The organism is Pseudomonas nitroreducens (genome assembly GCF_014204515.1).
In the GTDB taxonomy this organism is placed as follows: Bacteria; Pseudomonadota; Gammaproteobacteria; order Pseudomonadales; family Pseudomonadaceae; genus Pseudomonas; species Pseudomonas nitritireducens_A.
Genome location: NZ_JACHLI010000018.1, coordinates 103,794 through 126,121 on the forward strand (window position 1 = coordinate 103,794; position 22,328 = coordinate 126,121).

Annotated in this window: 24 protein-coding genes and 12 tRNA genes; 27 read left to right on the forward strand and 9 right to left on the reverse strand. The window is 56.4% G+C overall.

Features of this window, described 5'->3' with window-relative positions:
- Positions 1 to 14 precede the first annotated feature (14 nt).
- A complete protein-coding gene (locus HNP46_RS21195; RefSeq protein ID WP_184592885.1) occupies positions 15 to 515 on the forward strand; it encodes a hypothetical protein in 501 nt (166 codons plus the stop codon).
- A 178-nt stretch (positions 516 to 693) separates the two neighbouring features.
- Positions 694 to 1,557, forward strand: a complete 864-nt coding sequence (locus HNP46_RS21200) for a DNA-methyltransferase (protein ID WP_221455058.1) — start codon at positions 694 to 696, stop codon at positions 1,555 to 1,557.
- Between the two features lie 3 nt (positions 1,558 to 1,560).
- On the opposite strand, the gene HNP46_RS21205 is transcribed toward HNP46_RS21200, so the two are convergent.
- From HNP46_RS21205 to HNP46_RS21230, 6 genes are all read right to left on the reverse strand, one after another.
- Positions 1,561 to 1,836: a hypothetical protein gene (locus HNP46_RS21205; RefSeq protein WP_184592889.1), complete on the reverse strand. Its 276-nt coding sequence runs from the start codon at positions 1,834 to 1,836 to the stop codon at positions 1,561 to 1,563.
- Positions 1,837 to 1,976: 140 nt separating this feature from the next.
- The gene (locus HNP46_RS21210; RefSeq protein ID WP_184592891.1) at positions 1,977 to 2,396 is read right to left on the reverse strand and encodes a hypothetical protein; all 420 of its coding nucleotides are present in this window, start codon (positions 2,394 to 2,396) and stop codon (positions 1,977 to 1,979) included.
- Between the two features lie 54 nt (positions 2,397 to 2,450).
- On the reverse strand, positions 2,451 to 2,690 hold the full coding sequence (locus HNP46_RS21215) for a hypothetical protein (RefSeq protein ID WP_184592893.1): 240 nt from the start codon (positions 2,688 to 2,690) through the stop codon (positions 2,451 to 2,453).
- A gap of 10 nt (positions 2,691 to 2,700) precedes the next feature.
- A complete protein-coding gene (locus HNP46_RS21220; RefSeq protein ID WP_184592895.1) occupies positions 2,701 to 3,330 on the reverse strand; it encodes a hypothetical protein in 630 nt (209 codons plus the stop codon).
- Positions 3,317 to 4,474: a hypothetical protein gene (locus HNP46_RS21225; RefSeq protein ID WP_184592897.1), complete on the reverse strand. Its 1,158-nt coding sequence runs from the start codon at positions 4,472 to 4,474 to the stop codon at positions 3,317 to 3,319. The genes HNP46_RS21220 and HNP46_RS21225 overlap by 14 nt, the downstream gene beginning before the upstream one ends.
- 9 nt (positions 4,475 to 4,483) lie before the next feature.
- Positions 4,484 to 5,029: a hypothetical protein gene (locus HNP46_RS21230; protein WP_184592899.1), complete on the reverse strand. Its 546-nt coding sequence runs from the start codon at positions 5,027 to 5,029 to the stop codon at positions 4,484 to 4,486.
- Positions 5,030 to 5,145: 116 nt separating this feature from the next.
- Between HNP46_RS21230 and recD2 the strand changes: the two genes are divergently transcribed.
- Positions 5,146 to 7,362, forward strand: coding sequence for an SF1B family DNA helicase RecD2 (recD2, locus tag HNP46_RS21235; RefSeq protein WP_184592900.1), 2,217 nt, complete (start codon positions 5,146 to 5,148; stop codon positions 7,360 to 7,362).
- Between the two features lie 17 nt (positions 7,363 to 7,379).
- Here the strand turns inward: recD2 and HNP46_RS21240 are convergent, their stop codons facing one another.
- Positions 7,380 to 7,814 carry a hypothetical protein gene (locus tag HNP46_RS21240; RefSeq protein WP_184592902.1) on the reverse strand — a complete coding sequence of 145 codons (435 nt, stop codon included), beginning with the start codon at positions 7,812 to 7,814 and terminating at the stop codon, positions 7,380 to 7,382.
- On the reverse strand, positions 7,814 to 8,227 hold the full coding sequence (locus tag HNP46_RS21245) for a ClpXP protease specificity-enhancing factor SspB (protein WP_184592904.1): 414 nt from the start codon (positions 8,225 to 8,227) through the stop codon (positions 7,814 to 7,816). The genes HNP46_RS21240 and HNP46_RS21245 overlap by 1 nt, the downstream gene beginning before the upstream one ends.
- Positions 8,228 to 8,505: 278 nt before the next feature.
- On the opposite strand from HNP46_RS21245, the gene HNP46_RS21250 reads away from it, so the two are divergent.
- The 20 genes from HNP46_RS21250 to HNP46_RS21345 all read left to right on the forward strand — a co-directional run bounded on the left by HNP46_RS21250 (position 8,506) and on the right by HNP46_RS21345 (position 17,452).
- Positions 8,506 to 8,597: transfer RNA gene (locus tag HNP46_RS21250), tRNA-Ser, on the forward strand.
- 71 nt (positions 8,598 to 8,668) lie between these two features.
- Positions 8,669 to 8,760 (forward strand) — tRNA-Ser (locus HNP46_RS21255).
- A 39-nt stretch (positions 8,761 to 8,799) separates the two neighbouring features.
- Positions 8,800 to 8,889, forward strand: a tRNA-Ser gene (locus tag HNP46_RS21260).
- Between the two features lie 293 nt (positions 8,890 to 9,182).
- A tRNA-Ser gene (locus HNP46_RS21265) sits at positions 9,183 to 9,270 on the forward strand.
- 8 nt (positions 9,271 to 9,278) lie between these two features.
- Positions 9,279 to 9,354: transfer RNA gene (locus HNP46_RS21270), tRNA-Met, on the forward strand.
- A gap of 204 nt (positions 9,355 to 9,558) precedes the next feature.
- Positions 9,559 to 9,635, forward strand: a tRNA-Arg gene (locus HNP46_RS21275).
- A gap of 359 nt (positions 9,636 to 9,994) precedes the next feature.
- Positions 9,995 to 10,070: transfer RNA gene (locus tag HNP46_RS21280), tRNA-Thr, on the forward strand.
- A 340-nt stretch (positions 10,071 to 10,410) separates the two neighbouring features.
- Positions 10,411 to 10,486, forward strand: a tRNA-Thr gene (locus HNP46_RS21285).
- 10 nt (positions 10,487 to 10,496) lie between these two features.
- Positions 10,497 to 10,579 (forward strand) — tRNA-Leu (locus HNP46_RS21290).
- 546 nt (positions 10,580 to 11,125) lie between these two features.
- Positions 11,126 to 11,202: transfer RNA gene (locus HNP46_RS21295), tRNA-Pro, on the forward strand.
- A 49-nt stretch (positions 11,203 to 11,251) separates the two neighbouring features.
- Positions 11,252 to 11,338: transfer RNA gene (locus HNP46_RS21300), tRNA-Leu, on the forward strand.
- Positions 11,339 to 11,593: 255 nt separating this feature from the next.
- A tRNA-Leu gene (locus tag HNP46_RS21305) sits at positions 11,594 to 11,678 on the forward strand.
- A gap of 234 nt (positions 11,679 to 11,912) precedes the next feature.
- Positions 11,913 to 12,209 carry a DNA-binding protein gene (locus HNP46_RS21310; protein ID WP_184592906.1) on the forward strand — a complete coding sequence of 99 codons (297 nt, stop codon included), beginning with the start codon at positions 11,913 to 11,915 and terminating at the stop codon, positions 12,207 to 12,209.
- A gap of 36 nt (positions 12,210 to 12,245) precedes the next feature.
- Complete coding sequence (locus HNP46_RS21315; RefSeq protein WP_184592908.1) at positions 12,246 to 12,476, forward strand: hypothetical protein; 231 nt, start codon at positions 12,246 to 12,248, stop codon at positions 12,474 to 12,476.
- 18 nt (positions 12,477 to 12,494) lie between these two features.
- A complete protein-coding gene (locus HNP46_RS21320; RefSeq protein WP_184592910.1) occupies positions 12,495 to 13,433 on the forward strand; it encodes a metallophosphoesterase in 939 nt (312 codons plus the stop codon).
- 43 nt (positions 13,434 to 13,476) lie between these two features.
- The gene (locus tag HNP46_RS21325) at positions 13,477 to 13,815 is read left to right on the forward strand and encodes a hypothetical protein (protein WP_184592913.1); all 339 of its coding nucleotides are present in this window, start codon (positions 13,477 to 13,479) and stop codon (positions 13,813 to 13,815) included.
- Positions 13,816 to 14,204: 389 nt separating this feature from the next.
- Positions 14,205 to 14,684: a hypothetical protein gene (locus tag HNP46_RS21330; protein ID WP_184592915.1), complete on the forward strand. Its 480-nt coding sequence runs from the start codon at positions 14,205 to 14,207 to the stop codon at positions 14,682 to 14,684.
- Positions 14,685 to 14,790: 106 nt separating this feature from the next.
- Positions 14,791 to 15,798 carry a hypothetical protein gene (locus tag HNP46_RS21335; protein WP_184592917.1) on the forward strand — a complete coding sequence of 336 codons (1,008 nt, stop codon included), beginning with the start codon at positions 14,791 to 14,793 and terminating at the stop codon, positions 15,796 to 15,798.
- Positions 15,799 to 15,836: 38 nt separating this feature from the next.
- Complete coding sequence (locus tag HNP46_RS21340) at positions 15,837 to 17,039, forward strand: hypothetical protein (protein WP_184592919.1); 1,203 nt, start codon at positions 15,837 to 15,839, stop codon at positions 17,037 to 17,039.
- A gap of 134 nt (positions 17,040 to 17,173) precedes the next feature.
- Complete coding sequence (locus HNP46_RS21345) at positions 17,174 to 17,452, forward strand: hypothetical protein (protein WP_184592921.1); 279 nt, start codon at positions 17,174 to 17,176, stop codon at positions 17,450 to 17,452.
- Positions 17,453 to 17,791: 339 nt separating this feature from the next.
- Here HNP46_RS21345 and HNP46_RS21350 read toward each other — a convergent pair whose 3' ends face one another.
- On the reverse strand, positions 17,792 to 18,490 hold the full coding sequence (locus tag HNP46_RS21350; protein ID WP_184592923.1) for a hypothetical protein: 699 nt from the start codon (positions 18,488 to 18,490) through the stop codon (positions 17,792 to 17,794).
- A 297-nt stretch (positions 18,491 to 18,787) separates the two neighbouring features.
- Here HNP46_RS21350 and HNP46_RS21355 point away from each other — a divergent pair, with 297 nt between their 5' ends.
- The 4 genes from HNP46_RS21355 (at position 18,788) to HNP46_RS21370 (ending at position 22,266) form a co-directional block, all read left to right on the forward strand.
- Positions 18,788 to 19,813: a hypothetical protein gene (locus HNP46_RS21355; protein ID WP_184592925.1), complete on the forward strand. Its 1,026-nt coding sequence runs from the start codon at positions 18,788 to 18,790 to the stop codon at positions 19,811 to 19,813.
- A gap of 3 nt (positions 19,814 to 19,816) precedes the next feature.
- A complete protein-coding gene (locus HNP46_RS21360; RefSeq protein ID WP_184592927.1) occupies positions 19,817 to 20,767 on the forward strand; it encodes a hypothetical protein in 951 nt (316 codons plus the stop codon).
- A gap of 57 nt (positions 20,768 to 20,824) precedes the next feature.
- A complete protein-coding gene (locus HNP46_RS21365) occupies positions 20,825 to 21,037 on the forward strand; it encodes a hypothetical protein (protein WP_184592929.1) in 213 nt (70 codons plus the stop codon).
- Between the two features lie 65 nt (positions 21,038 to 21,102).
- Positions 21,103 to 22,266 (forward strand): hypothetical protein, encoded by a 1,164-nt coding sequence (locus HNP46_RS21370; RefSeq protein ID WP_184592931.1) that lies wholly within the window; start codon positions 21,103 to 21,105, stop codon positions 22,264 to 22,266.
- Positions 22,267 to 22,328: the final 62 nt, after the last annotated feature.

Below are 22,328 nucleotides of genomic sequence, written 5' to 3' on the forward strand. Positions count from 1 at the left end.
GCAGGAAATCGACGATGAAAACCGCCTTGAAGGTGCTCTTCTCCATGCTCATGGCTTGGATGATCACCGGCTGTGCCTCCATCATGAGCGGCGGCACCGCGCCTGTATCCCTACGTTCAACCCCGGCCGGCGCGAGCTACGTAGTGACAGATGCCAAAGGAACCGTGCTTCAGCAGGGCGTGGCCCCTGCGATCATCTCCCTCAAGACCAGCACGGGTTATTTCGACGAGGCCAGCTACCAGGTCAGATTTTCGCTACCTGGTCACGAAGACCGGGTTGTGCCACTTCGAGCCAGCCTCAATGGTTGGTACTGGGGCAATATCCTAGCCGGTGGCCTGATCGGCATGTTGATCGTTGATCCCCTGACAGGGGCTATGTACAAGCTTCCCGCTACGGTGACTGCAGACCTGCCGGAGGCGGACGTCAACATCGCGCGCGGCAGCGGCGACCTGATGATCGTCTCCCTGAACAACCTCCCTGAGTCTGTTCGAAGCCAGCTGATCCGGGTCGAATGACGCCCACGCTGAACAGAACGCACCTTCGGGTGCGTTTCTTTTTACGGGGTATTGCAGGGAAGAGGCTGGTGGTAAAGTTAGCGAGCTGTAAAGGAAACGGCAGGCCCGCTTAAGGCGGTCTTCTCATCCAATGCCCTTTCTACCTATGCAGCCCATTTTCAGCACAGCCCTTGGCCGTTTGTACGAGGCCGACTGCCTCGATTTCCTCGCTACCGTGCCAGATGCCTCTGTCGATCTGGCCTTCGCAGACCCGCCCTTTAACCTCGGGAAGGCCTACACCTCGCAGATTAGCGATGCGCGCGAGGAGGGCGACTACCTGGCATGGTGCGAAACCTGGCTGTTGGAGATGGTGAGGACGCTGAAGCCTGGCGGCTCCCTGATGCTCTGGAACCTGCCCAAGTGGAACCTGCCCCTGGGCGGAATGCTTTCCAGGCACCTGACCTTCCGGCACTGGATCACCGTGGACATCAAGTACTCTTTGCCGATCAAGGGGCGACTCTACCCCGCGCACTACTCGCTACTGTACTTCACCAAAGGTGAGCGGCCGGCGGTCTTCCACCCTGACCGTGTGCCGATCCAGTGCTGCAGGCACTGCGGTGGTGAGATCAAGGATTACGGTGGCCACAAGAGCAAGATGAACCCTGCCGGCGTCAATCTCTCGGACGTCTGGACGGATATCCCCCCAGTTCGGCATGCCAAGCACAAGCACCGGGAGGCAAATGCGCTCTCGCTGAAGCTCCTGGATAGGGTAATCTGCATGGCGACAGGCCCTGGTGATGTTGTGCTCGACCCGTTTGGTGGGTCAGGCACAACTTACGTCGCTGCGGAGCTTACCGGCCGGCAATGGTTGGGGTCTGAGCTTGATTGTTCTGCGGCGGTCAGCAGACTAAGCGGACTTGATGCTGACAAGGCCTATCTGGCGGCCCTGCAGCAGGCCAAGAATCGCTTGTTCCTGGAAAGTGATGTTAGGAGGAGGGAGAAGCTCGGAAACCCCATCTCGAGCGCATACAGGAGCGCTGGCGCTTGTGGTTGCTTAATGTGAGGCTCAGCCCGCCCTCACGCCGAGTACGTGACTGCTGCTGAAACAGACGATGTCGCCCGGCCGCAGTCGATGGAGGTTGGTGTAGAGCAAGCGTTCTGCTTGGACAACGCCGGTCATCACGTCGCCTTCGATGGTGTGCACGCACACCCCAAATCGCTCTACGGCCATCGCATCGAGCGTTACGGTGTCGCCCAGGCCCACGACACACGTAGGGGTGATGCCGACCGGAGAGTTACGTTCAGCGCGCGAACGGTCGATGAAGATGCTGCTGTTGTGCATGGAAAGCTCCCACGGAGAACAACGGTAACGGCCGTTGACCTGGCCGCCTGCTATACCTCAATCGATCTGATGCTTGGTTGGGCCCAAAAGACACGTTACCCGTTAGTCAATCTATGCCCATCGAATGACACCTCGAAGTGTCAGTCGTCCAGGTTTTCGGGGAAATCCACGACCAGGTCGTCGATCCTGCTCTGAATAAGCTCCCTCAGGTCATCTGCATCGTCGAGATTGATGTCCATCAGGATGGTATGCACCAGCTCGCCCAGGGTGATTCCCGGCTCTGCATCTAGAGTCTCTACACGCACCAGCCTGGACTCATCTAGGTCTGTGTAGTCGTCCAGCACGAAGAGCTCGGCGTACTTGTGTAGGCCTGGTCTGATTCTGATCGGGAGGAAGAAGTAGTCCTTGAGGTTCTGATCCGAGAGCGAGACATCATTACCATCCGCATCTATCCCGTACAGATCTGCTTGGGCACTCTGACTGAGTGAGTGGCCCTGGTCGTACCAGGTCTTGATGCCCTCCAGCGACAGGTCGTAGTGCGCTGTGTAGTGCTGTTGCACGGTCGAGTGGGTCTTCTGGATCTCCAGAGAGCGGATGATGTTCTCTGGCTTATCCTAACCGGCCACCCAGAAGGTCGGGATGACTTCGAGTGCCATCTCAGCGAAGACATCGGCCCAGCTGTTGATCAGCTTCAGCATGGGGTAGGACTGGAGGAGGCGCTTGAACCCGAGGAGCGTGAAACGCTCCTTTTCCTCGAAATCCAAGGTGTATTCGAGGTACATCAGCACCTTGCCAGGCTCGATGGCCTCGCCGTTCATGCTGAGGCCACCGGTTAAACAGTTCAGTTGGAGCATTCCTTTCTCGCTAGCAGGGAGCGAGTCTTTCTCCGAAACAGAGATGCCTCACTCGATTGGGGATCGTGCCCATAGGGTCTTCGATGCCGAGAAGCCTGGGCACCGAAAGGGTCGCCAATTTGGCTTGAAGTTCGTCCTCGTCGTCAAGGATCTCTGTTACCACGAACCTCATCGGGAAGGGGAGCTCTATCCGGATTTCATCGAGCACCTTCTGGGTAGCATAGGCACAGGCGATGATGAATGAGGCCGGCCGTGCTTCGTTCTCCTCGAGTGACCCAACCGCACTCAGTATGGCCGAGCGCGCCCAGGCCGCCGATTCGAGAACAGGTCTGGTGATAACGAAATTGCGAGTGTCTTCGTAGCCTGGCTGTCGATAGCTGTGGACGATCTGGCTGATCTCCATCCCACAGGGCAGTTCGTAGCTGTGCTGCCATAGGACAGACAGACCGGGCGTCTTTTCACGCAGGACATGCAGAATTGCCGAGGTGTAAGTGTCGGTCTCCTCGACGCCGGAGCAGACAATGACCTTGCCGGTGATGACGGAGGCCAGCTTCTCGCCGACCTCAGTGCCGGCGAGCGTCATCATGCGCTTGGTTTCACTGGGATTGAGCCATTGCAGCAGTCGTTTAATGGCCGACATGTGCGATCTCCATCGGGGGCACGTATGGGGTGACTTTGTGCGGGGCCGGCGCGAATTCATGAACGGCCTCGTAGTGGTTCATCTCGGGGATGACCACAAACCGCATGGCCAAGGCCAACAGGATCAGCAGGGCGACGCCCATCATCCCGTATGGCTGGTCTTCGAAATCCTTGGTGGTGGCCAGGTGGTGCTGATGATCAGCCGTGTGTTCCGCTTGTAGGAGCTCCAGTGCGCTGATGGCGGCCGGCTTGATCACGTCGTCGAGGTTGCACAGCTGTGCGAAGCACTCTTCACGGCTGATGTGGGCGACCTCACGGCAGTAGATGCCTACCGCAGCCTGGGCTGCGTACATGGTGTGGGTGTAGTCGGCGATCTGCTGATGATGCTCCAGGTATTCGGCTTCGCAGGCGTAGTTCAGGTTGCACTGATTCATCGCCTCTTCGAGCGCCTGGCGCGCGAGCTGCTTGGTTTCGTACCAGCGAGTGGTGAACGGACGATCCAGGAGCAACCAGTGTTTATCCAGGAACGGATTCTTGTGGCTGGTAATAACGCGCTGTTGGCCAACTTCGCTGAACAGGAAGCGTGCTACCTGCGATACATGCAGAGGGCCTACGAGCAGCGGTTGTACCGGGCCTTCGAGCAAAGGCAGGAAAGCGCCAATGAAGGAACTGTCCGGGAAACGCACGCGAGCTTCAATCCAGGCGCTGCGCTCAGCCTTGGCGCGCTCATCTGAAATCTGGAAGGGAACGACAGGGCCTTCCAGGATTGGCGCAGCTGGGCCCCACAGAAGCGGGAGCATAGGGCCATTGAAGGCCATGATCTGCTCCGCCAGGGCGGACAGGGGTGTCGCCAGATTGAAATACTGGGGCTCTACCGTGTTCGAGTGGTCTACGCCGGCATCGTTGTCGACGACGAGCTTCACTGCGGGGGTGAGCAGGCCCTTCAGATCCGCCGGCAGCAGCTCGTTCTCGATGAAGAGCGTGTCAGCGTTGATGATGTTCAGTTCTTCTTTTGCTGCGTGCTTGACCGCGATGCTCACGGGGAATCCCCAGTTAATCGGTTGTTGTCTAGGGTGGGTCATTTCCAGCGAGTGCTCGTTCACCACTCGCCACAGGTAACGCTGATCGAACATCGTCTGCAGCATGCGCAAGGCCTACTTTCTGAGGTAGCCAATAACGATCAACGACGCCGGCATCGGGTTCTCGCCCCGGAAGGGGATGCGGGTGTCGTCGAGGAAGAGTTGATGGAATTTCTGCTGATTGAACGAGTAGGCGTGCCCGACTTCGAGCTGGCGCACTTCACCGTCCACGCAGAGACGATGTAGCTTGTGCAGTCGATAGGGGATCACGATAGCCTGGTCGAGCATGTCCTCCCTTGTGTCGTTATGAACATCGGTCTCGATGAGGGTCATCAGGTTGTGTTCCTGGCGCCCGGAGCCGAACCGGGTCATAGCCTCGGTCAACCTCGGGTTACGGACTGGCTTATAAACGGGGATGTAGTCGTCCTCGTCCAGGGGAAGCGCGTCCATGTAAGTGTCAGGATCATCGGTGTGGCGGGGGTGCAGCACCGTGAGATCCCAGGCCTTAAGGCTACGGCCGCTGGTACCGTATTCAGCTCTGAAGTTTGCACGTTGCTTAGCGAAATAGCGCTTGTAGGCCTCGGGGATACCCACCGGGCCAAGGCAGCGAATCTGGGACATGAGGGGTACTACTCGGAATGAACATTAGCAATATATTGGCGCCTTGACCGAAGGTCAATTACTAAGAAATTGCAGATTCTGGTAGACTGCTCTGATTGCAGCGGAACCTGGCCCCAATGGACAAGATCACCGGAATCGTCGACAGAATCCTCCACCGGAACGATAGAGGATTCATCATCTTCACCATGCTCCCGAACAACTCACGGTTCAGCCTGACCGTGAAAGGCGAGGATGCTGAGCTGGCCGAAGGTGACGTGGTCGAGGTGGAAGGCACCCTGGAAATGTACAAGGGCGAGAACCAGCTGAAGGCTCGCTCCATCATCCCCAAGATCCCGACCACCCCGGATGCCCTTCACGGCTTCCTCTGCCGGCTCGAAGGCATCGGCGAGAAGATGGCCGACCGGCTGATCAAGCACTTCGGCACCACCCTGATCGAGGTGGCAGAGAAGGAGCCCAAGCGCCTGAGGGAGGTGAACGGTTTTGGCCCGGTCATGTCCAAAAAGCTTCTGGACGGCCTGCGCGATCAGATTGGTTACCGCAGCATCTTGATCTTCCTCCATGGCCTCGGGATGCCCCGGCGCTTCGTGAAGACCATTTACAAGGCCTACGGCGCCGATGCCGTTAACAAGATCATGAGCAACCCCTACCAGCTCGTCGACGATGTGGATGGGATTGGTTTCATTACGGCAGACAAGATCGGCGCCCAGGTGGGGATTCCCCATAACAGCCCGAAACGCATCGCTTGCGGTGTGCACTACGCCCTGGGCCGCCAATGCGACCAGACCGGCTCTACCGGTATTCCAAGGGGAGAGCTGGCAGAGGCCGCGTTGGCCCTCCTGGGCAAGTCCAAGCCGGCTGTGTTGCCAGCTGAGGTTGAAGCTGGCATCGACGACATCGTCGAGCGCAGCCGCGCTGTGTTGATGGACGTCGACGTTGAATATCCTGATGGGCTCATCAAAGAGGAGTCGGTGATCTTCCCGATCCACCTGTACGAGGCCGAGGAGGGGATTGCGCGAAACATCCGCCGCCTACAGCTGACGACTACGGGCATCACCGGCATCGACTCTCTGCTCGAGGAGTGTATCGATGACGCCCAGGCGAAGATCAATAAAAAGCTCGATCCCGTACAGCGTCAGGCTGTCAAAATGGCCCTTTCCAATCCGGTGTCGATCATCACCGGGGGCCCTGGCACCGGCAAGACCACCATCGTGACCACCTTGCTTCAGTGCCTGCGAGACACTCTGGACTACCAGGACGACGACATTCTGCTCTGTGCTCCTACTGGGAAGGCAGCAAAGCGTATATCCGAGACATCCGGGCTACCGGCATACACAATTCACCGGGCCCTTGAATTTGACCCTTCAATTGGAGACTTCACCTTCAACGAAGGGAACTGGTTGCACGCCAAGATCGTCATCGCGGACGAGTCATCGATGAAGGACACTCAGGTTGCCTACTGGTTGATCCAGGCCGTTGCATCCGGCGCTCGACTTGTACTGGTTGGCGACGTTGACCAGTTGGCCTCGGTAGGCCCTGGGAAGGTGCTTTACGACCTGATCAAGTCGGAGACCATCCCGTGCACAAGGCTCAAAGAAATCTACCGCCAGGCCAAGAACAGTGCGATCACCCGCATAGCGCACATGATCAATCGCGGTGAAACACCGGACTTCTCTGTCAAAGAGCCTGATTCGGACTTCTGGTTCATCAACCGGCCTAGCGACGAGTCGATCCTTGAGGAGATCTGCGCGCTGGTGCCTCGCATGGCCAAGTTCTTCGACGTCGACCCGTTTGATGGGGTTCAGGTGATAACCCCTCAGCGCAAGACTGTGGCTGGTATGTATGCACTGAACCTGGCACTCCAGAAGCAGCAGAACGGTGCGAACCTCAGCCGGGGCGTGAAGGTGAAGCAAGATGACATGGATATCGTGCTGGCGCCTGGAGACAAGGTGAGGCATACCAAGAACAACAAGGGCCTTGGGGTCTTCAATGGCGAGACAGGACGGATCGTTGAGGTCAACACCAAGGAGAAGAAGCTCAAGGTCGACTTTGGCGACAAGGTTGTCGAGTACACATTGGCATTGTTCGACGAGCTTCGTCTGGCCTATGCAATGACGATCCATGCCTGTCAGGGCTCTGAGGCCAGTTGTGTCATCATGCCCTGCACCATGTCTCACCGCCGGATGCTGAACAGAAGCCTCTACTACACCGGTATTACCAGGGCCAAGCGCGGCTTCGTCGGGGTGGGGGCAATCGGTGCACTGCGCAAGGCTGCAGAGACAACCTGTCTCGACGTGCGCAGAACAGGCCTGCAGCGGCACCTGAAGGCGGTATAGGAGGAGGGCAAGCCTCCTCAGTAGACGATGCGCTCAACCACCCTGGCAAACGGCTCAGCTTCTGCCGGGTGGCTGTAGAGCACCTGGCTGCCGGCGAAGAGCTTGCCGTGCGGATGCAGGGTGACAGCCCACCCGCCATCCGCCCAGACAGAAAGAGACTCGATGGAAACCGCTTTGCGGAAGTCGACGCTGGTGTCGAAAGCTTGCGGGTACTCCTGGCGATGCAGCTCGTAGAGCAACGAGGTAACGCCCTGGGCGGTTATCTCCGTGAGCGTAGAGATGATCTCGTGAAGCTCGATCCCCTTCAGCAACAGCGCCGCCCGTGCCTCCTGGCTGACCTCCATGCCTTTTTCGGCAAGTAGGTGCACTCGGGGAGTGCCTGGCTGCAGCATCACGGTGTCGATGCAGTTGTAGCCAATGGCAAAAGGTGCGGGGAGGGGAAGGCGTGCCATTAGCTACTCCTGACGACGGATAGGTGCGGCTTTCCGACTGGTCTTCCTTCTGCATCAGCCGGCGCTGCAGGGATGTCGACCTCCCACACAGGGCCGTTGCCGTTCTCGTGCGCGTACAGGGCGATCACTGCTCCAAATGGCACTTGCACAGCGATTGGCAGACCATCCTGTTCCACTGTGAAGCTGATGCCACCATGGGGGACATCGAGCACCAGATCCTGGATAGCGCTTGGTGCGATAATCACCGAATTCCTGCCGCTCGAATCGGTAACCAGGTCGCCGCTGCAGCCAGGATAGGCGGCCAGATAGACCAAAACGGGGCTCCACTTGTTGGCCACGAACCAGTCGTAGCAGCACTTCAGGTAGAAGGGCTTGTAGGGGGTGATAGCCGCGTCGGGCAGGGCTTCTGACATCGTGGAGTCCAATTGAGAGGTAGGGTTCTATGAGGCTGAATTTCGCATAAATTGCAGGTCGGGAGAAATTATTTTTTCGGGGTTATTGACACCCTGTTTCCCCGGCACCTAAGATGGAGACATCACAGAGGATTTCACGACATGCGTCTCTCCATACTCTCACTGTTGAGGTCAACACCCAGCTCCAGTAGCTGAGTATTCGCATGTCCACGACCCGGACGTGCGCCGGGTCTGTAGAACACCACAAACCCGGATAATGTCCGGGTTTTTTCGTTTCTGGATAGTTGCCCGAGCGGTCGAAGGGGCTCGATTGGAAATCGAGTTTTCCCAGAAATGGGGGACGAAGGTTCAAATCCTTCACTATCCGCCACCTTTGCTCCACCAGCTCCATCGCTCTTTACACAATATGACGACGTTGTAAAAAAATTAGCGCAAGATTTCGGAAAGTTGGCCGAGTTGGTCGATGGCGCGCCCCTGCTAAGGGCGTATATCCGCAAGGGTATCGGTGGGTTCGAATCCCCCACTTTCCGCCATATTCGACTGGTAGCAGTGGTGGCCAGTCAAACGAGTTCGGGTGGGTGTCCGAGTGGCTGAAGGAGCTGGATTCGAAATCCAGTAGCCCCCTCGGGGGCTCGAGAGTTCGAATCTCTCCCCACCCGCCATTAGTTGTCACGGAGTTGCACTAACTATCGGGGGCAGAGCCCCGAGCGAGAGTCCCTCGGGCCGAGTGAGATCGGCCATTCACGACACTACTCGCACCTTACCCAGGCGGAGTCTCACATCCGGTAGTTTGGGGCCTGGGGTAGGTGACACTACGGAGAGACGTGTAGGTAAGCCGGAGCCGTTATGAAGCTCGTAGCGTGAGCGAGCAAAGAGCCGGCCTTGAATCCGCCCAAGCCCGAAAGGGCAAGGATTGATACGATCTGGTGCAGTAGCACGGGGTTGTCAGTAATACGGGTGTTTGTCCGAGTGGTCGATGGAACCGGTCTTGAAAACCGGCAGATGGAAACGTCTCTAGGGTTCGAATCCCTAAGCACCCGCCAACTAAAACGCCACTGTAGCTTAGCTGATAGAGCGCCTGGCTCATAATCGGGGGGTCGTGGGTTTGAGTCCCACCAGTGGCACCAAAGTTCGCCCGGCACAATCGGGCAACAATTCTCTTGTAAAAGAGAGTTTTCCCCTGTAAGGTTCCACCCCGCAAGACTCTCACAAGGATTCTTGCACCTGATGCACCACCATCAGGCGATGTAGCTCAGAGATACTCTGAGGCTGCATTCGAGAGTCACGTTAGTTGCGTAGACTGTCGAATGCTTCCTTAAGCAAAGGGTCATGCAGGCATAGCTCAATTGGATAGAGCGCACCCCTCCTAAGGGTGAGGTTGTAGGTTCGAGCCCCACTGCTTGCACCAAATTGAAGTGTTGTTGAGCGTGGAATTGGCATAGGCGAATTGATGCACTCGTAGTTGTCCATAGGGCCTCGGCCAAGTGATGGGTAAAGCGGCGAAAGGTGCGAGATAGACGCTACTAGCCCCAGGAACAACACTTCTACAAACTGCTGTGAAAGGCGCGCCGAAGGGGATTCCCTCCTCATGCCGAAGGCGATAAGCGGCTACACTTGGTAAGACAGGGAACCGAATACCTAGTTTGACAGTTGTCACTTGCTGTATTGCCGGAAACGTAACCGGCCATTGAATTCAAAGAAGCCCAAAAGAGTGGGGCGTAAGAAATAGACCACCGGAAGGCTAACGCTGATGAGGTGGAAGATCATGCCGGTATAGCTCAGTTGGTAGAGCACCTGACTTGTAATCAGGTGGTCGCGAGTTCGAGTCCCGCTGCCGGCACCATTTTGATAATGCTTAGGTTGATCATGAAACTAAGCGATAAGGTAAAGATTCAATCGGCTCTGTTTTGCTATTCCTACGTTTCCCACAGCTTTGCTAGCATGCAAAACCCAAAGTACCGGGGAGAAAAGTTCAGCTGGGAAACATGGCCAAAATGGATTTCTGATGGCGCCGGGATTCATGTTTATGTAAACGTTAACTGTCCGGAAAGTGTAAGCCATCTCCTGGAGAAACATGCCAAGGAGACAGCTCTAAAGATTGCATCTGACCTGGTGGATTTGATGACCAGGTGAGTGTGGTAAGGGGTCAAGTTAAGAGCAGAATTTGCTTTCGACCCAGCAGTGCCGGTGTAGCTCAGTTGGTAGAGCGGTGCTTTCGTAAAGCAACGGTCGGAGGTTCGAGTCCTCTCTTCGGCACCAGTTTTTAATTGCGGACGTGGCGAAATTGGTATACGCGCGGGTTTTAGGTTCCCGTCTTTCGGGGTGAGAGTTCGAGTCTCTCCGTCCGCACCAATCATCGATGTATGATGCCGGTTAAGGCCGCATCTTACACCCGGTGGAACTGGCCTGACGAAAGTATGGCTAGTGGCAGGATCGGAAGATCCAAGGAAACGACTTCAATACCCTGCGAAGTCCGATCTGATGCCAATTGATCCCTAAGGGGTGGTCTGTGTTGCAGTCAACATCGGGTACATAGCTGGGCTAGCGAAAACCTCCGATTAGACTGTAACGGTGGAGGGGCCTAAGGGTTCCCGTAGAAGCTTAAAGACCGGGTGCTTTTAGCTGGTTCAAGTAAACCGCTAAACGAGAACTGAGCAGGCCAGCCTCGTTATCTTGATAGCTGTACCGCCTGACCGCTCGGCTAACCTCGGGCGGGGTGCTGTAAGGGAAAGATGCCTTATTCACGTCAACTGAGCGGAACAGGGGCGTGTCTGCTGATCCAAGTCCGCCGACCTTCGGGACGGGTACTTCAGGGTGGTACATGGAACCCAGGCCTTAGTGGCCGATTAGGATGGGGCGACATTCTTCAGCTTGCTGAGTGGGTCGCATCACCTTCTTCGGAGTGTAGCGCAGTCCGGTAGCGCGCTTGCTTTGGGAGCAAGATGTCGGGAGTTCGAATCTCCCCACTCCGACCATATTCAATGAGCCAAGTCACTGATTTGGCTAGTAAAAGAGAGTAGTTTTGCGGTCATGGTGGAATTGGTAGACACGCTACCTTGAGGTGGTAGTGGCCGAAAGGCCGTGAGAGTTCGAGTCTCTCTGACCGCACCAGTGTTGTGACGCCCTCAAAGCGGAAGAAGTGATCGGGCGAGCCCGGCGCGTTGATCCCCTCGGACATCGCCCTGGGAGCCGGCGCCCCTTCCATCGGAGAGTGGGCTTCAACCCGCAAGTGACTGTCTAGTGCTTAGCATAGTGGCGAGGCATTGAAGCGGAGTCTCCGGGCGCCGTGGAGCCGCACCTGAAATAGCCACCGCGATGGCAGTCGCTGCAACATGGCAAGGTAGGGCGGGGTAGCTTGCCACCCCTGCGCAGGTGATGGAATCGGTAGACGTGCCGCACTCAAAATGCGGTGGCCTAGGCCGTGTGGGTTCGAGTCCCACGCTGCGCACCATACAAAATCGCGATCTGCTTTCAAAAAGTAGAAGCAAATCGCCACTACAGCGTCGTCAGTTTGCATCGAACTTGCTACCATCCGTCTATATCAAAGTGGACAACGCTCTTTAGCCATACTGGTTAGGCGAACCCGGATTACAATCCGCCGCCCCAGTGGCTTGTGGGCCAAAAGCCCAGAGGAGCTCCAGGATGGAATCAGCCACCTAGGCGTGGAATGAATCAGGTCGCAAGCATGAAAGATGATGTCGCTGAAAGAGCACTACAGCTGATCACGTTGACGGGAGTGAAAGAGCTCTCGACGCTCGGGGCCACTAACTACAACCGCTGGAAGAACATCGAGCGGGGACTCTGTCGGCTTGGAACACAAGAGATAGGCGTGCTCTGCAAGCTTTATCCGTACTACGCCCTGTGGCTCGCCACAGGCATGATCCAGCCAGAATGCGGGCATTCCAGCCCGGAGTACGATCAAGAGCAGGAGCAGGAAGACCCCGTGCGGTTCGGCGAGGAGGACGGCTCCATAGGCGAGTAAGCAGGCATGAAGAGTTGGTCAGAGAAGATCGACAGAATGGCCATCCGCTGCAACGGCGAGGTCTATTCATTCCCACGGCCTGCAACACACAGCAACATTCTCGCGCTCATGGTCAACGCTTACGGCTTCAAGCCTCCCGTGAAGGGGAAACAGGGCTACCTGACCATCAGTGGCCGCTTCATCCCCTGCGACGCTCTGGCACGACTTCCCAAATGCGCATTCGACGACCATTTCATCCTGCATGAAGGGGCGTTGCGCTTTCGATAGTGACCAGAAGGGGGTGCGATGTACTACGACATCATCGGCGACGTGCATGGCCATGCTAACGAGCTGAGAAAGCTCCTGGAGGCCCTGGGTTACCAGGAAACCATCACAGGGTTCGCTCATCCGACCAGGAAGGCTATTTTCCTGGGCGACTACATCGACCGAGGGCCTTTGCAGGTCGAGGTTTACCGGATCGTGCGGGCCATGGTCGAAGGCGGTCACGCTCAGGCGATCATGGGCAACCATGAATACAACGCCGTCGCTTTCAGCACCCCAGATCCTCGCCGGCCAGGTCATTACCTGCGTGAACAGAGCGAGAAGAACTACCGGCAGCACCATGAGTTCCTGGCCCAGGTCGGCGACGGTAGCCCTCTGCACCTGGAAATGCTCGACTGGTTCCGACGTTTGCCTCTGTTCCTCGACCTGGGCGCGTTCAAGGTCATCCATGCCTGTTGGCACCCCAAGCACATCGCTTACGCGCCGAATGTCCTGGATGAGAATAACTGCCTTACAGAGGCGGGATGGCTGGAGTCTGCCGATTCCGGGTCTCCGGCTTCAGACCTGGTGGAGTTGCTGTTGAAGGGCTCCGAGATCGATCTGCCGGACTCCGTAGAGTACGTGGACAAAGACGGGAATTCCCGGCGCAAAGCACGAACTCGTTGGTGGCTTAATGCCCCCATGACGATTCGTGAATTATTGCTGGAAGTGAAACATCTCCCTGTTGAGCACAGCGGCTTGGAAACTCCGCCGTCCCTGGACGATATTGTCGGCCATGACGGTGAAACATTGATCTTCGTCGGCCACTATTGGCGCACGGGAGCCCCGGAAGTTCTCTCACCGCATGTGGCCTGCCTGGATTACAGCATTGCGAAATCCGGAGGTGACAGGAAACTCTGTGCATACCGCTGGAGTGGCGAGACCGAACTCAGCAATGCGAACTTCGTCTGCGTGATCCCTTAACTCTGTAAAGAATGTCAATTTCCTAGCAATTGCCGGCGAGGTAATGCAAGTGATTCACGAAAGACAACAGGCCACAAATAATAATGATTCTCTAATCAGGATTGGCTACCTCGGCCTGATGCTTGGCGTATTGATCACGCCACTGATCTTGGCGGTGCTAGCTGTATCGTTGCTGAAGTTGCTGAAGGTGCAGAACAGCTTCGAAATCACACACTTCAAGCGCCAGGCTAAGCTGGCTGCTGGATTCCTGGTATGGGTAGCGGTCTCGATACCCTTTCTGGATATTGGGGTTGGCCAACTCTCAATCGCTGGCGCGATGCTCTGGCTACTCTGGAAGGCGTTCGAGGGCTTTGATAGCAACCGAAGCTCAGAGTCCATGTGAAGGGGCCGCTTCCCTGCGGTCTGAGGTTCTATCCTAGCGACGGTCTTCGTCGTCGTGCCAATGCTCCCGACGTTCGGCGTGCTCTTCGTCGCCAAATCGCTTCCTGGGCCCGCTGGAAGGCTTTGCAGGGGTGTTTAGCTGGTGGTCAGGCCGATCCTGGTCTCGGCTGCGCTCATGGTGTCGCATGGCATTTCCTCAAGCATGTGGGGAAGGCCTATCCGTAGGGCATGCACAATATACCAATAATTGTGCCGACAATGATTCGCCGTGGTAGGATGGCCATCGCGCCGCTTGGCGACCAAATTCTCAGCCCAGGCCTTGTGCCTCGTGGCTGTACAGCACTCCTGCCTACATGGCGGGCCGCAGAATCACATGCTAGGACGTCCACTGTGACTCAAGAACCTGCAGCTACCCCTGAAACCGAAGCACCCAAGCGTGCACGCCGTCAGATCAGCCGCCGCTCGGAGGTCGAGCCCACGCTCCTCCAGCAGATCGAACAGCTTCACGAGCAGACCACAGCTGTGCTGGAAGGCATCACGCCTGACAACCGTTTGACCACGAGCCGCGCGCTCCAGCTGGCGCTCAATAACCTCGGCCAGGCCATCGAGTTCGAGCGTGAGCCGGTTGTCCATGTGGTTCATGCCAATCTTGATCAGGAAGAGTTCTCAGCGCTCTGCAAAAAACTCACTCCGTCCGAGAAGTACCTGATCAGCAACCACCTGGCACAGAATAGCTCTGGAGTGGCAGTTTCGAGCCTGGGATCGTCACTGAAAAACCTCGAAAGTTACGGTCTGATCACCGTGAACAAAGACTCAGCGGCTCTGACCACCAAGGGTGTCGACCTGAACGCTCGCTGGACTGCCCGCTGAATCCTTTAGCTGGGAATTGATAGGAGAGGGGGCTTAGGCCCCCTTTCTTTTTGCGCCGGCTTTGGCTGCCATGTCATGCTGAATCTGTAAAAGGAGCCTTTTCTGCATGAGCCTACCTCCCCTGAAAGCAGCGAGTGACGTTGGTCTAGACGTCTTTGACTCCCATCAGATGTCGCTTCAATCGTTCGATAGGTTCATTTCGTCCATGCGTGACCGGGAATTCCTGGGGCTCCTTGAGCTGTTGGCAGATTTGCCCGAACGTGCTTACAAGGTGCCGAGGAATTCTTTTGCTTATCGGCTCGACCAGCGACTGCAGGTTGACTCTTCGAGGGTGAACGTCATCCTCGATCACTGCATTGCTCGTTCCGAATCACTCTCCAGGCTGAGTACCAGGTTCAAGATGACCAGCCAGGCACATGGGCGTCTTTGTGCCTTCCTTCTGAAACTTGATAGCGGTCAGCGTAAGTCATGTAACGCCGTAAATGATTTAACAGCGGCCTTCCTTCAGGGCAGATCGACGGCTGAGCAGGTGATGGAATACGGATACCTGGTCGAGTCGTGGCTTGCTAAAGCGAAAGGCAGTCCAGATGCGCTGCAAATTGCTGGCCCTGTTCTCACGAGCATCGCCGTTGCCATGGGTGACGTGCGTTTCCATGTTCAGTTGGTTGTGCGAGCTGCAGAATCGTTCAATCCACTGCACGCAGATCCCCTGACGAACTTGAGCCGCAAAGCCTTCTACCACTCATGCGCGGCTATCAGTCAGGCGTTCGATCTTTCACCAAAGGAGTCGCTCGGGGCTCTACGCGATGGGGTCGACCAAACATTCAGCGGCACTCGCCGGATGCTGAACCGTGTGGAAGAGATACCCCATGCGATCAGACAGTTGTCGACGGGGAATGAGGGCCTGGCCTCTCGTTTGAGCGCCACTGTAGTTGCCGCTCTGCTGGAAGAGGCTGTTGCGGGGAACAGCCAGTGCGCTATGAAGACCGTCTCCGACATCATAGGACTGGTGAATCCAGTTGACCTCATCCCTCTACTCTCCGACGAGGCAAGGGCGAGGGTTCAGTCGCCATTGATAAGCCCGAGCCAGGGTTTTGACACACCAACCCCATAGTCGCCTTCGGCCGAACCTATTCCAGTAGAGACCTGCACATGACGATCAAAGAAGACCTTCAGCTCCGGAAAGAAGTTACGGTGATGCGCAAAGAGGGCCGCTTACCGATGGACATCGATGCCATCAAGTACGTGCTGGACAAGCGGAATGCAAGAGAGGTCTGCTACCAAGTCCGAACTGCTGAGCCACGCTACCTTGGTGAAGTGATCAGCTTCGCTTTCACGGACATCGACTCGTTCCACTTCTTGATGTCCTCGCTGGATGCGCCGGCCCTGAACAACCTCTATGAGGCTATTGGCTGGCTTGAGTACCATCGCCGGGATGGGAGGACTCCAGAGTATTATCTGTCGGTCATGGACTCACTGGCGCGTGGCACGAGCCGCCTGGGTGTGGCTCTGTCCTATGCATCAGGTCTTTCGAAGCCTTCAACCGTGCAGAGCGAGGCTGAGCCCTTCACCTTTGAGGCGAGTTCATACGACTCAGTAGTCAGGCTGGCAGCACAGACGCTGGACAACTACTACGACCTTCAAAAAGCTGTGAAGCCGCTGATGGAAGGCCTCAGCAGGACACGCAAAGACGGACAGGCTCGGGTGTACGGCCGGATTCTGGTTTTGCTCAACATGGTTAAAGACTTCGACCTGCAGCACTTGGCCACTCCCGCGAACCAGGGCAAATACCTGAATGCCCTGAAAGTTGCGCACGAGCTTCTCCACGAGCACGTGCCGACCTTGAAGAGCCGATTCTTGCTGCTGCAGACCTTCGAGAATGCCCTTAGTAATGGACACGGGATGGGCCCTGAAGCAGAGTCCTATCTGCGCTGGATGGCCCATGGGATTGGGGAAAGCATTACCCAGGAGTTCCTGGAAAGCACAAACGCAAAGATTCTCGCTGAAATCACTGGGGTAGGCGGCAAGAAATCTATGGCCTCCAAGAAAGAGCGCCTCGTCGCCACCATCAAGCATCTCCAGATGCTGGCGCCTGAGATCCTCCAGGAATTCAAGATGGCAGTTGCAAGCAGGGTTCTGAACTCTGAGAACTTCAACGAGGTGGGTGACCTGGCCTTGGGCAAGGAGTTGATCCCGACCTTGATCGAAGGGCTCGATGCCGAGGTGCTGCTGAGTAACCTGAAGTCCAGGGGGAGGGACACTTTGATCAAGTGTTGCCGGGATGTAACACCCTTCATTCCGTATCTGGATGAGCGTAGACAGACCCAATCGATGGTCATGACGCTGGACATCTGACCCTCTGGCTCTCGAAGTATTTCGAGCTTTTTCATCCGCTACGGCGCCCCCCTGACTTATTGACTTAAGGCAGGCCGGGGCATTTTTCATGAGCTACCGTGGGTTACCGTTACTTCATACAGTGAGACCCACTCATGGACAGCACAGAGGTGTATTCGTCAGACAAAGAGATCGAGGAGTTCATCCAGGCCTGGGAGGAAACCATCCTCTGTTACATCCGACACCATCGCGTTGAGCTGTTCCGCACAGCTCTTAACTGGTACAGAAATGGAGGCCCGCTGTCAGGTGTACTTGGCCGTCTTGAGGTTTACTGCAAGCGGATCGGAGGACAGGACGGCTGGGAAGATATTGCCCTGATCTACATCTCTGAGGTGGCAATCGAAGACTCCCTCAAGGGTGTCCTTGAGGGCTAAGAAAGGCACGCACCAACCAGGCTGGCCAGCGTAGGCCCCGTAAGGACAGAGCCTCTGATTGGTGCATGGCCTGGCCCCAGGTTTCCCCAAGGACAGACTTGGCTCCTGCCTCCCTTGTCAGAGTTCGGCTTGAGCCCATCCGGTTCGATGCTTTGACATGCATCTCACACCAGGTGCCCGGATAACGTGACACCTGGTTGCTGCCGCTACATTGATTCCCTGGTACACCGAAAGGCCGAGGTCTCGTCACGGGCGCAATTTGATCTTAACTGAGTGCAGAGACGTTGGAAACAAAAACGCCCGGCTTGTGCCGGGCGTTTCGTGTTCTAGAGGCCAGTTCTAGCCTTGGGTATCGTTCACCCAGCCGTTCCAGCGGAAGAACATGATTGCGTTGGCCAGGTAGCTGTGGGTCATATTGCGCTTGAGCAGCACAACGATGTCCTTACGCGGGCCGATCAGCGCAACTGCATGGCGATACTGCCAGCGGTCGAAGGCGACGTACACCGGGGTGCATTGGCCATCTTTCTGAGTGGTCTTGTCACCGTTAGCCGCGATTCGCATTACCGAGGCTCCCTTGAAGTCCCAGGCCGGCTGTCCTACGTGGTCGTAGGTGTCGTCACCGGGGAAGTACTTGTTGAATCCCAGGATGAACGGCTTACGCAGAGGCTCCAGGGCTTCGCAGTAGCCACTGAGCGGCCCGAACTTGTCGTCGACCACGAACGCGGGGCTCACGCCGTGCTGCACCAGCACATTCGCGTCCGGGCCTTCGATCTTGAGTCGATAACCCAGTCCGGAGCCGAGGCTGCGCTCGTAGGTGCCGCGCGGGGTGGACGGATCGATCATGTCGAAGCCGACGGTGACGTCCAGCTGCTTACCCATGATGGGGCGGCCATTCTTGTCGGTGCCGCTGATGAGGTAAACCTCGGTACCAACCCAGTTGTCGCGGGAAGGGTTCAGCTTGAGGCCGTAGATGATGCCGCCCACCAACCAGATGAGGACGAAGATCACCACCAGGCTCGAAAATTTACGCAGTTTCATGGCACCCATAGAACCCTCCCTTGTAGATATGGCGTGTGATCATATGGATTAAGCGTATAAAGTCAACGCATTTATCCGGCAATGGCGATCACGCACCCGAGCTTTTTGTAGTCGGGCCACTGGCCCTGGAAGGCCCGTCAGCACTGACTTACCGAACATTATATGCCAAAGTGACATGATGTCAATAGGTGTGAAAATATTAATAAATTTGCGACTGGCAAGTTTTGTTCCAGATGATTGTTTTTGATTCTTTTTTCTGGAAAATGGTTGATATAAAAATAATAACGAGGTCGGTTCATGCCCAAGTCGTCTCATTTGTCGTCATTGATAAAGGCAAACACGCCTGATGAGCGACTGCAGTTCATCCTCGAAACCTTTTCCGAGACCTCCCTGGCACACACCATCGGCAAGGCAGTCGCAGACACCTACGGGGAGCTGACCTCAATTCGGTTCGGCGTAAACTTCGTGGCGGCTCTGTCGACGCATTACTGTTTTAAAAGAGACGCCGGGGCACTCACCCCGTCGGTGGAAGGCCTGAAGATCTGCGCGACGATCCAGTCCCTCAAACACTTCGTCGAGGACTCAAGCCAACCAGAGCGCCCTAGGGCTCTGGTGCGCGCCTATCTGGAAGCTCTAGGCAAGGATTCTGAGAAGCGTCATGCAGTGTTGGAGCAGATGCTCGATGACGTCGTGACTCACTTCAAGAAGAAGCTGCACAGCAGTGCAGAGTCGGACGTGCCGACGCGCGGCCGTAGGGAAGGGGATGTCATTGCGGAGGGCCCTGGCTTTGAGGTGGTCGTGGGCCCGCGCATGCAGAACATCGTGGACTACCCGCTGGAAGGTCGCGCGGCCGTCCTGGTTATCCATGACCCTCGTGATGGGCACTTCCTTCTGATCGAGCGCTACTGCCCAATCTCTGGTCACTTTGTCCTCGAAATGCCAAAAGCTCCGCCGGCATCCGGTTCTAGTAGAGATGCGATGATCGACGTTGTTCTGCGCGAGCAGACCGGCCTGACGCATCGTAAGCTGGAGAAGATCGGCGAGCTCCAGCCTGACTCGATGATCTCCAGGGGCGAGTATGACGTCTACTACGGCACGTTCGATCTGGAAGAGAACTTCGAGCAGGAGACTCCCTATGTGCGCTCGCTTAAGCGCCTGACCGAGGAGGGGTTCTCCCAGGCTGCGCTCGAAGGGAGGATCAAGTGCGCGCTCACCCACAGCGCTATCTCCATGTGGCGCGCCTTCGAGCCAGTGCGCAAGAAGCGCCTGGCGAATGCCAAGCGCGTGCGCACGAAGCCTGGTGAGGAAGAGACGGAAGAGTAATCATTGCCGCGCACAATGAACGTGCTAGGGCGCCTGTTGCTGGCGCCCTTGCTTCTTCTGCTCTCGGCACACGTCGTCGCCGAGGACTACCAGTTCGACTTCAACTGGGTTGACGATCAAGGCCAGCAGGCAGAGATCACCTTCGCCATCGACAAGGAACGGGCCAGGAAGGCCTACCTGGAGGGCAAGGATCAGACGAACATGAAGACCCTCTATGCACGCATGATTGGGCCAGCCCAGGCCTATGCGCGAAGCATTTCAGGGCCTGACGCGGGCATTACGGTCATCCCGGATTACGACCGGCAAAGCTATCGAATTAACCTCAGCTACAGGGGAGGTGGCCGGCAAACCGCCGAGCGTCTGGCAGATCTCTTCCATGATTATCTGGTGGAGCAGTTCAAAGCCCTTGAGCCCATCACTTACTACCGATTCAACAAGACCTACAACTCACCGGTTATGAACTACCAGTCCGTCATCAAGGACTACCAGGACGTGATCCAGGCGCTCAATACTGCCTTCCAATCACGAGATGCTCAACGCGGCCTTGTGGAGCGCATCGATGACCGCCTTCTGTTCCTGCAAACCATCAAATACGATGCCCTGGACAACGACGACTTCGAGTTCCTTAACCCTATCCGACTGCTGCTGGAGCAGCGTGGCGACTGCGAGAGTAAGCAAATCGTCTTCGCCGGCATGCTGAAAGACCTGATGCCGGGGCGACTGGTGTACCTCGTCTCGTTGCGCAACAAAGAGCACATCGTGACAGCCTTCCAGGCGGACGAGGCACCCGAGAAGTACACCATCTGGCACGAAGGGCACCGGTTTCTAATTCTCGACGCCACAGGGCCGTCTCATTCCAGCCTTTCTAGAAGTAGCGCAAGGCTTGCAGCGCGCCTGGGATTCACTGCCGACGAGAAAGTCTGGGACGAAGTTGGCACTCCCCCAGGGGACTAGGCTGTGACACAGGCGCGGCCGGTGGTAGTCTCCGATAAATCCAAGCAGGAGCTACCGATGGAACCTACCGACGAAATCAAGGACATGACCGTCAGGGGGAAACCTATGCGCCTGCATTGGTACTACTCCGGCAATTCCTGGTACGTAAAGCGCATCCCTCTGCGCAAGACCGACAAGGTTTACTCAGTGGTTGGTGCTGGCGCTAGCAGAAAAGAGGCCTTAGACGACATGCTCAGGCTCCAGGATCTGGAGTGTGTGGCGACAGCCTGAGCTTTCGCTTTTGCCTGGCAACTCGCCCGTGGGATGATGGGATTATACCTTCCCGGAATCCCCACATGAGCAACATGCGCTACTCCTCGTACCATCGTGGTGAAGTCAACGCCGATACGGTTATCGCGGAATACGCTGGTTTCCTGATGGGCACCTCTACAGGTGACCAGTCCAAGGGGTTCCTGTTCAGCGATCCGATGGATCTCAACCAGTTCACCGAGAAGTTTGAGGATGAGCTGCCATTCATGATTGACGAACTTGCCAATGGAGAAGCCAGCGAGGAGTCCAATACGGATTTCGGCTCACTCGTACTTGCTGGAATGATGTGCTCCGACCTTGGTCAGGAACTCCTGCTTGCGAAGATCACCGATCCTAGTAAGAAAGAGCCGATCTTTTGGCGCCTGTGCCAAGTGTTTTCTAGACAGCAATACGCGATCAGGAAAGACAAACAGGCAAAGATACTTCGCACCCTAGGGTCAGAGATTGAGTTCTCATCCAGGTTCCATCCAATGCCAGCGCTCTTGGACAAGAACCCAGAGATACTGCGAATCTTCAAGGAACTCTTTGGGGCCAAGAAAGCTTTGGCATCTCTCTCACCCCCACAGCTGCATCGACATTTCGAACTTGTACTCAGCGAACTGGTTTCCGATAGCCAGGCCCTGCCTGGATTTGACGACCTGAGGAGTGGGCGTGTCGACTCGGCCGAACTCAAGCGCCGACTCGACGACAAGCCGAATTTCAAGACTGGGCAGACGCCTCTGTCGGAGTTCGGTAAAACCCTACTCGTAAGGCTGTTGGTTGCAGCTCATGGCCAAGGTAGAGCACTCGCTGCTATCGCCCAGTCGAAGCTCCTAGGCGGGATGAATGCTCTCAACCCCATGCTTCAGGACGCAGACCAGGCGCTCGAAGAGCTCGGTATCCCAAGTCTCCTGGACTACCTCACGGATAGTGAGAAGAAGCGGTGGCGTGCTTTCGGCCAGGACTATGAGTTCGATGCAAGCCAGGGCTTTGATCAGACAGATCCCACTCGCGAAGATGTTGGCAAACTGATTGCCCGACTTGCCGTGAAAGGGAACGCGAAGGCATCGGAAGAGCTTAAATCTCTGCCTGAGGACTTGTTGTTCACCCTGGTGCAAGAGGGAGTCATTCCTGCAGACTTTGCGCTCAAGTGTGAGCATCAGTCTGATCGCATTTTCACTGTAATGGCGATGAATACATTAGATATTTGATCTCTCTTCGCAGATGAATCTTGTTGGGGTAACATGAAGTTGCCTAGCGGGAGGAGCAATGC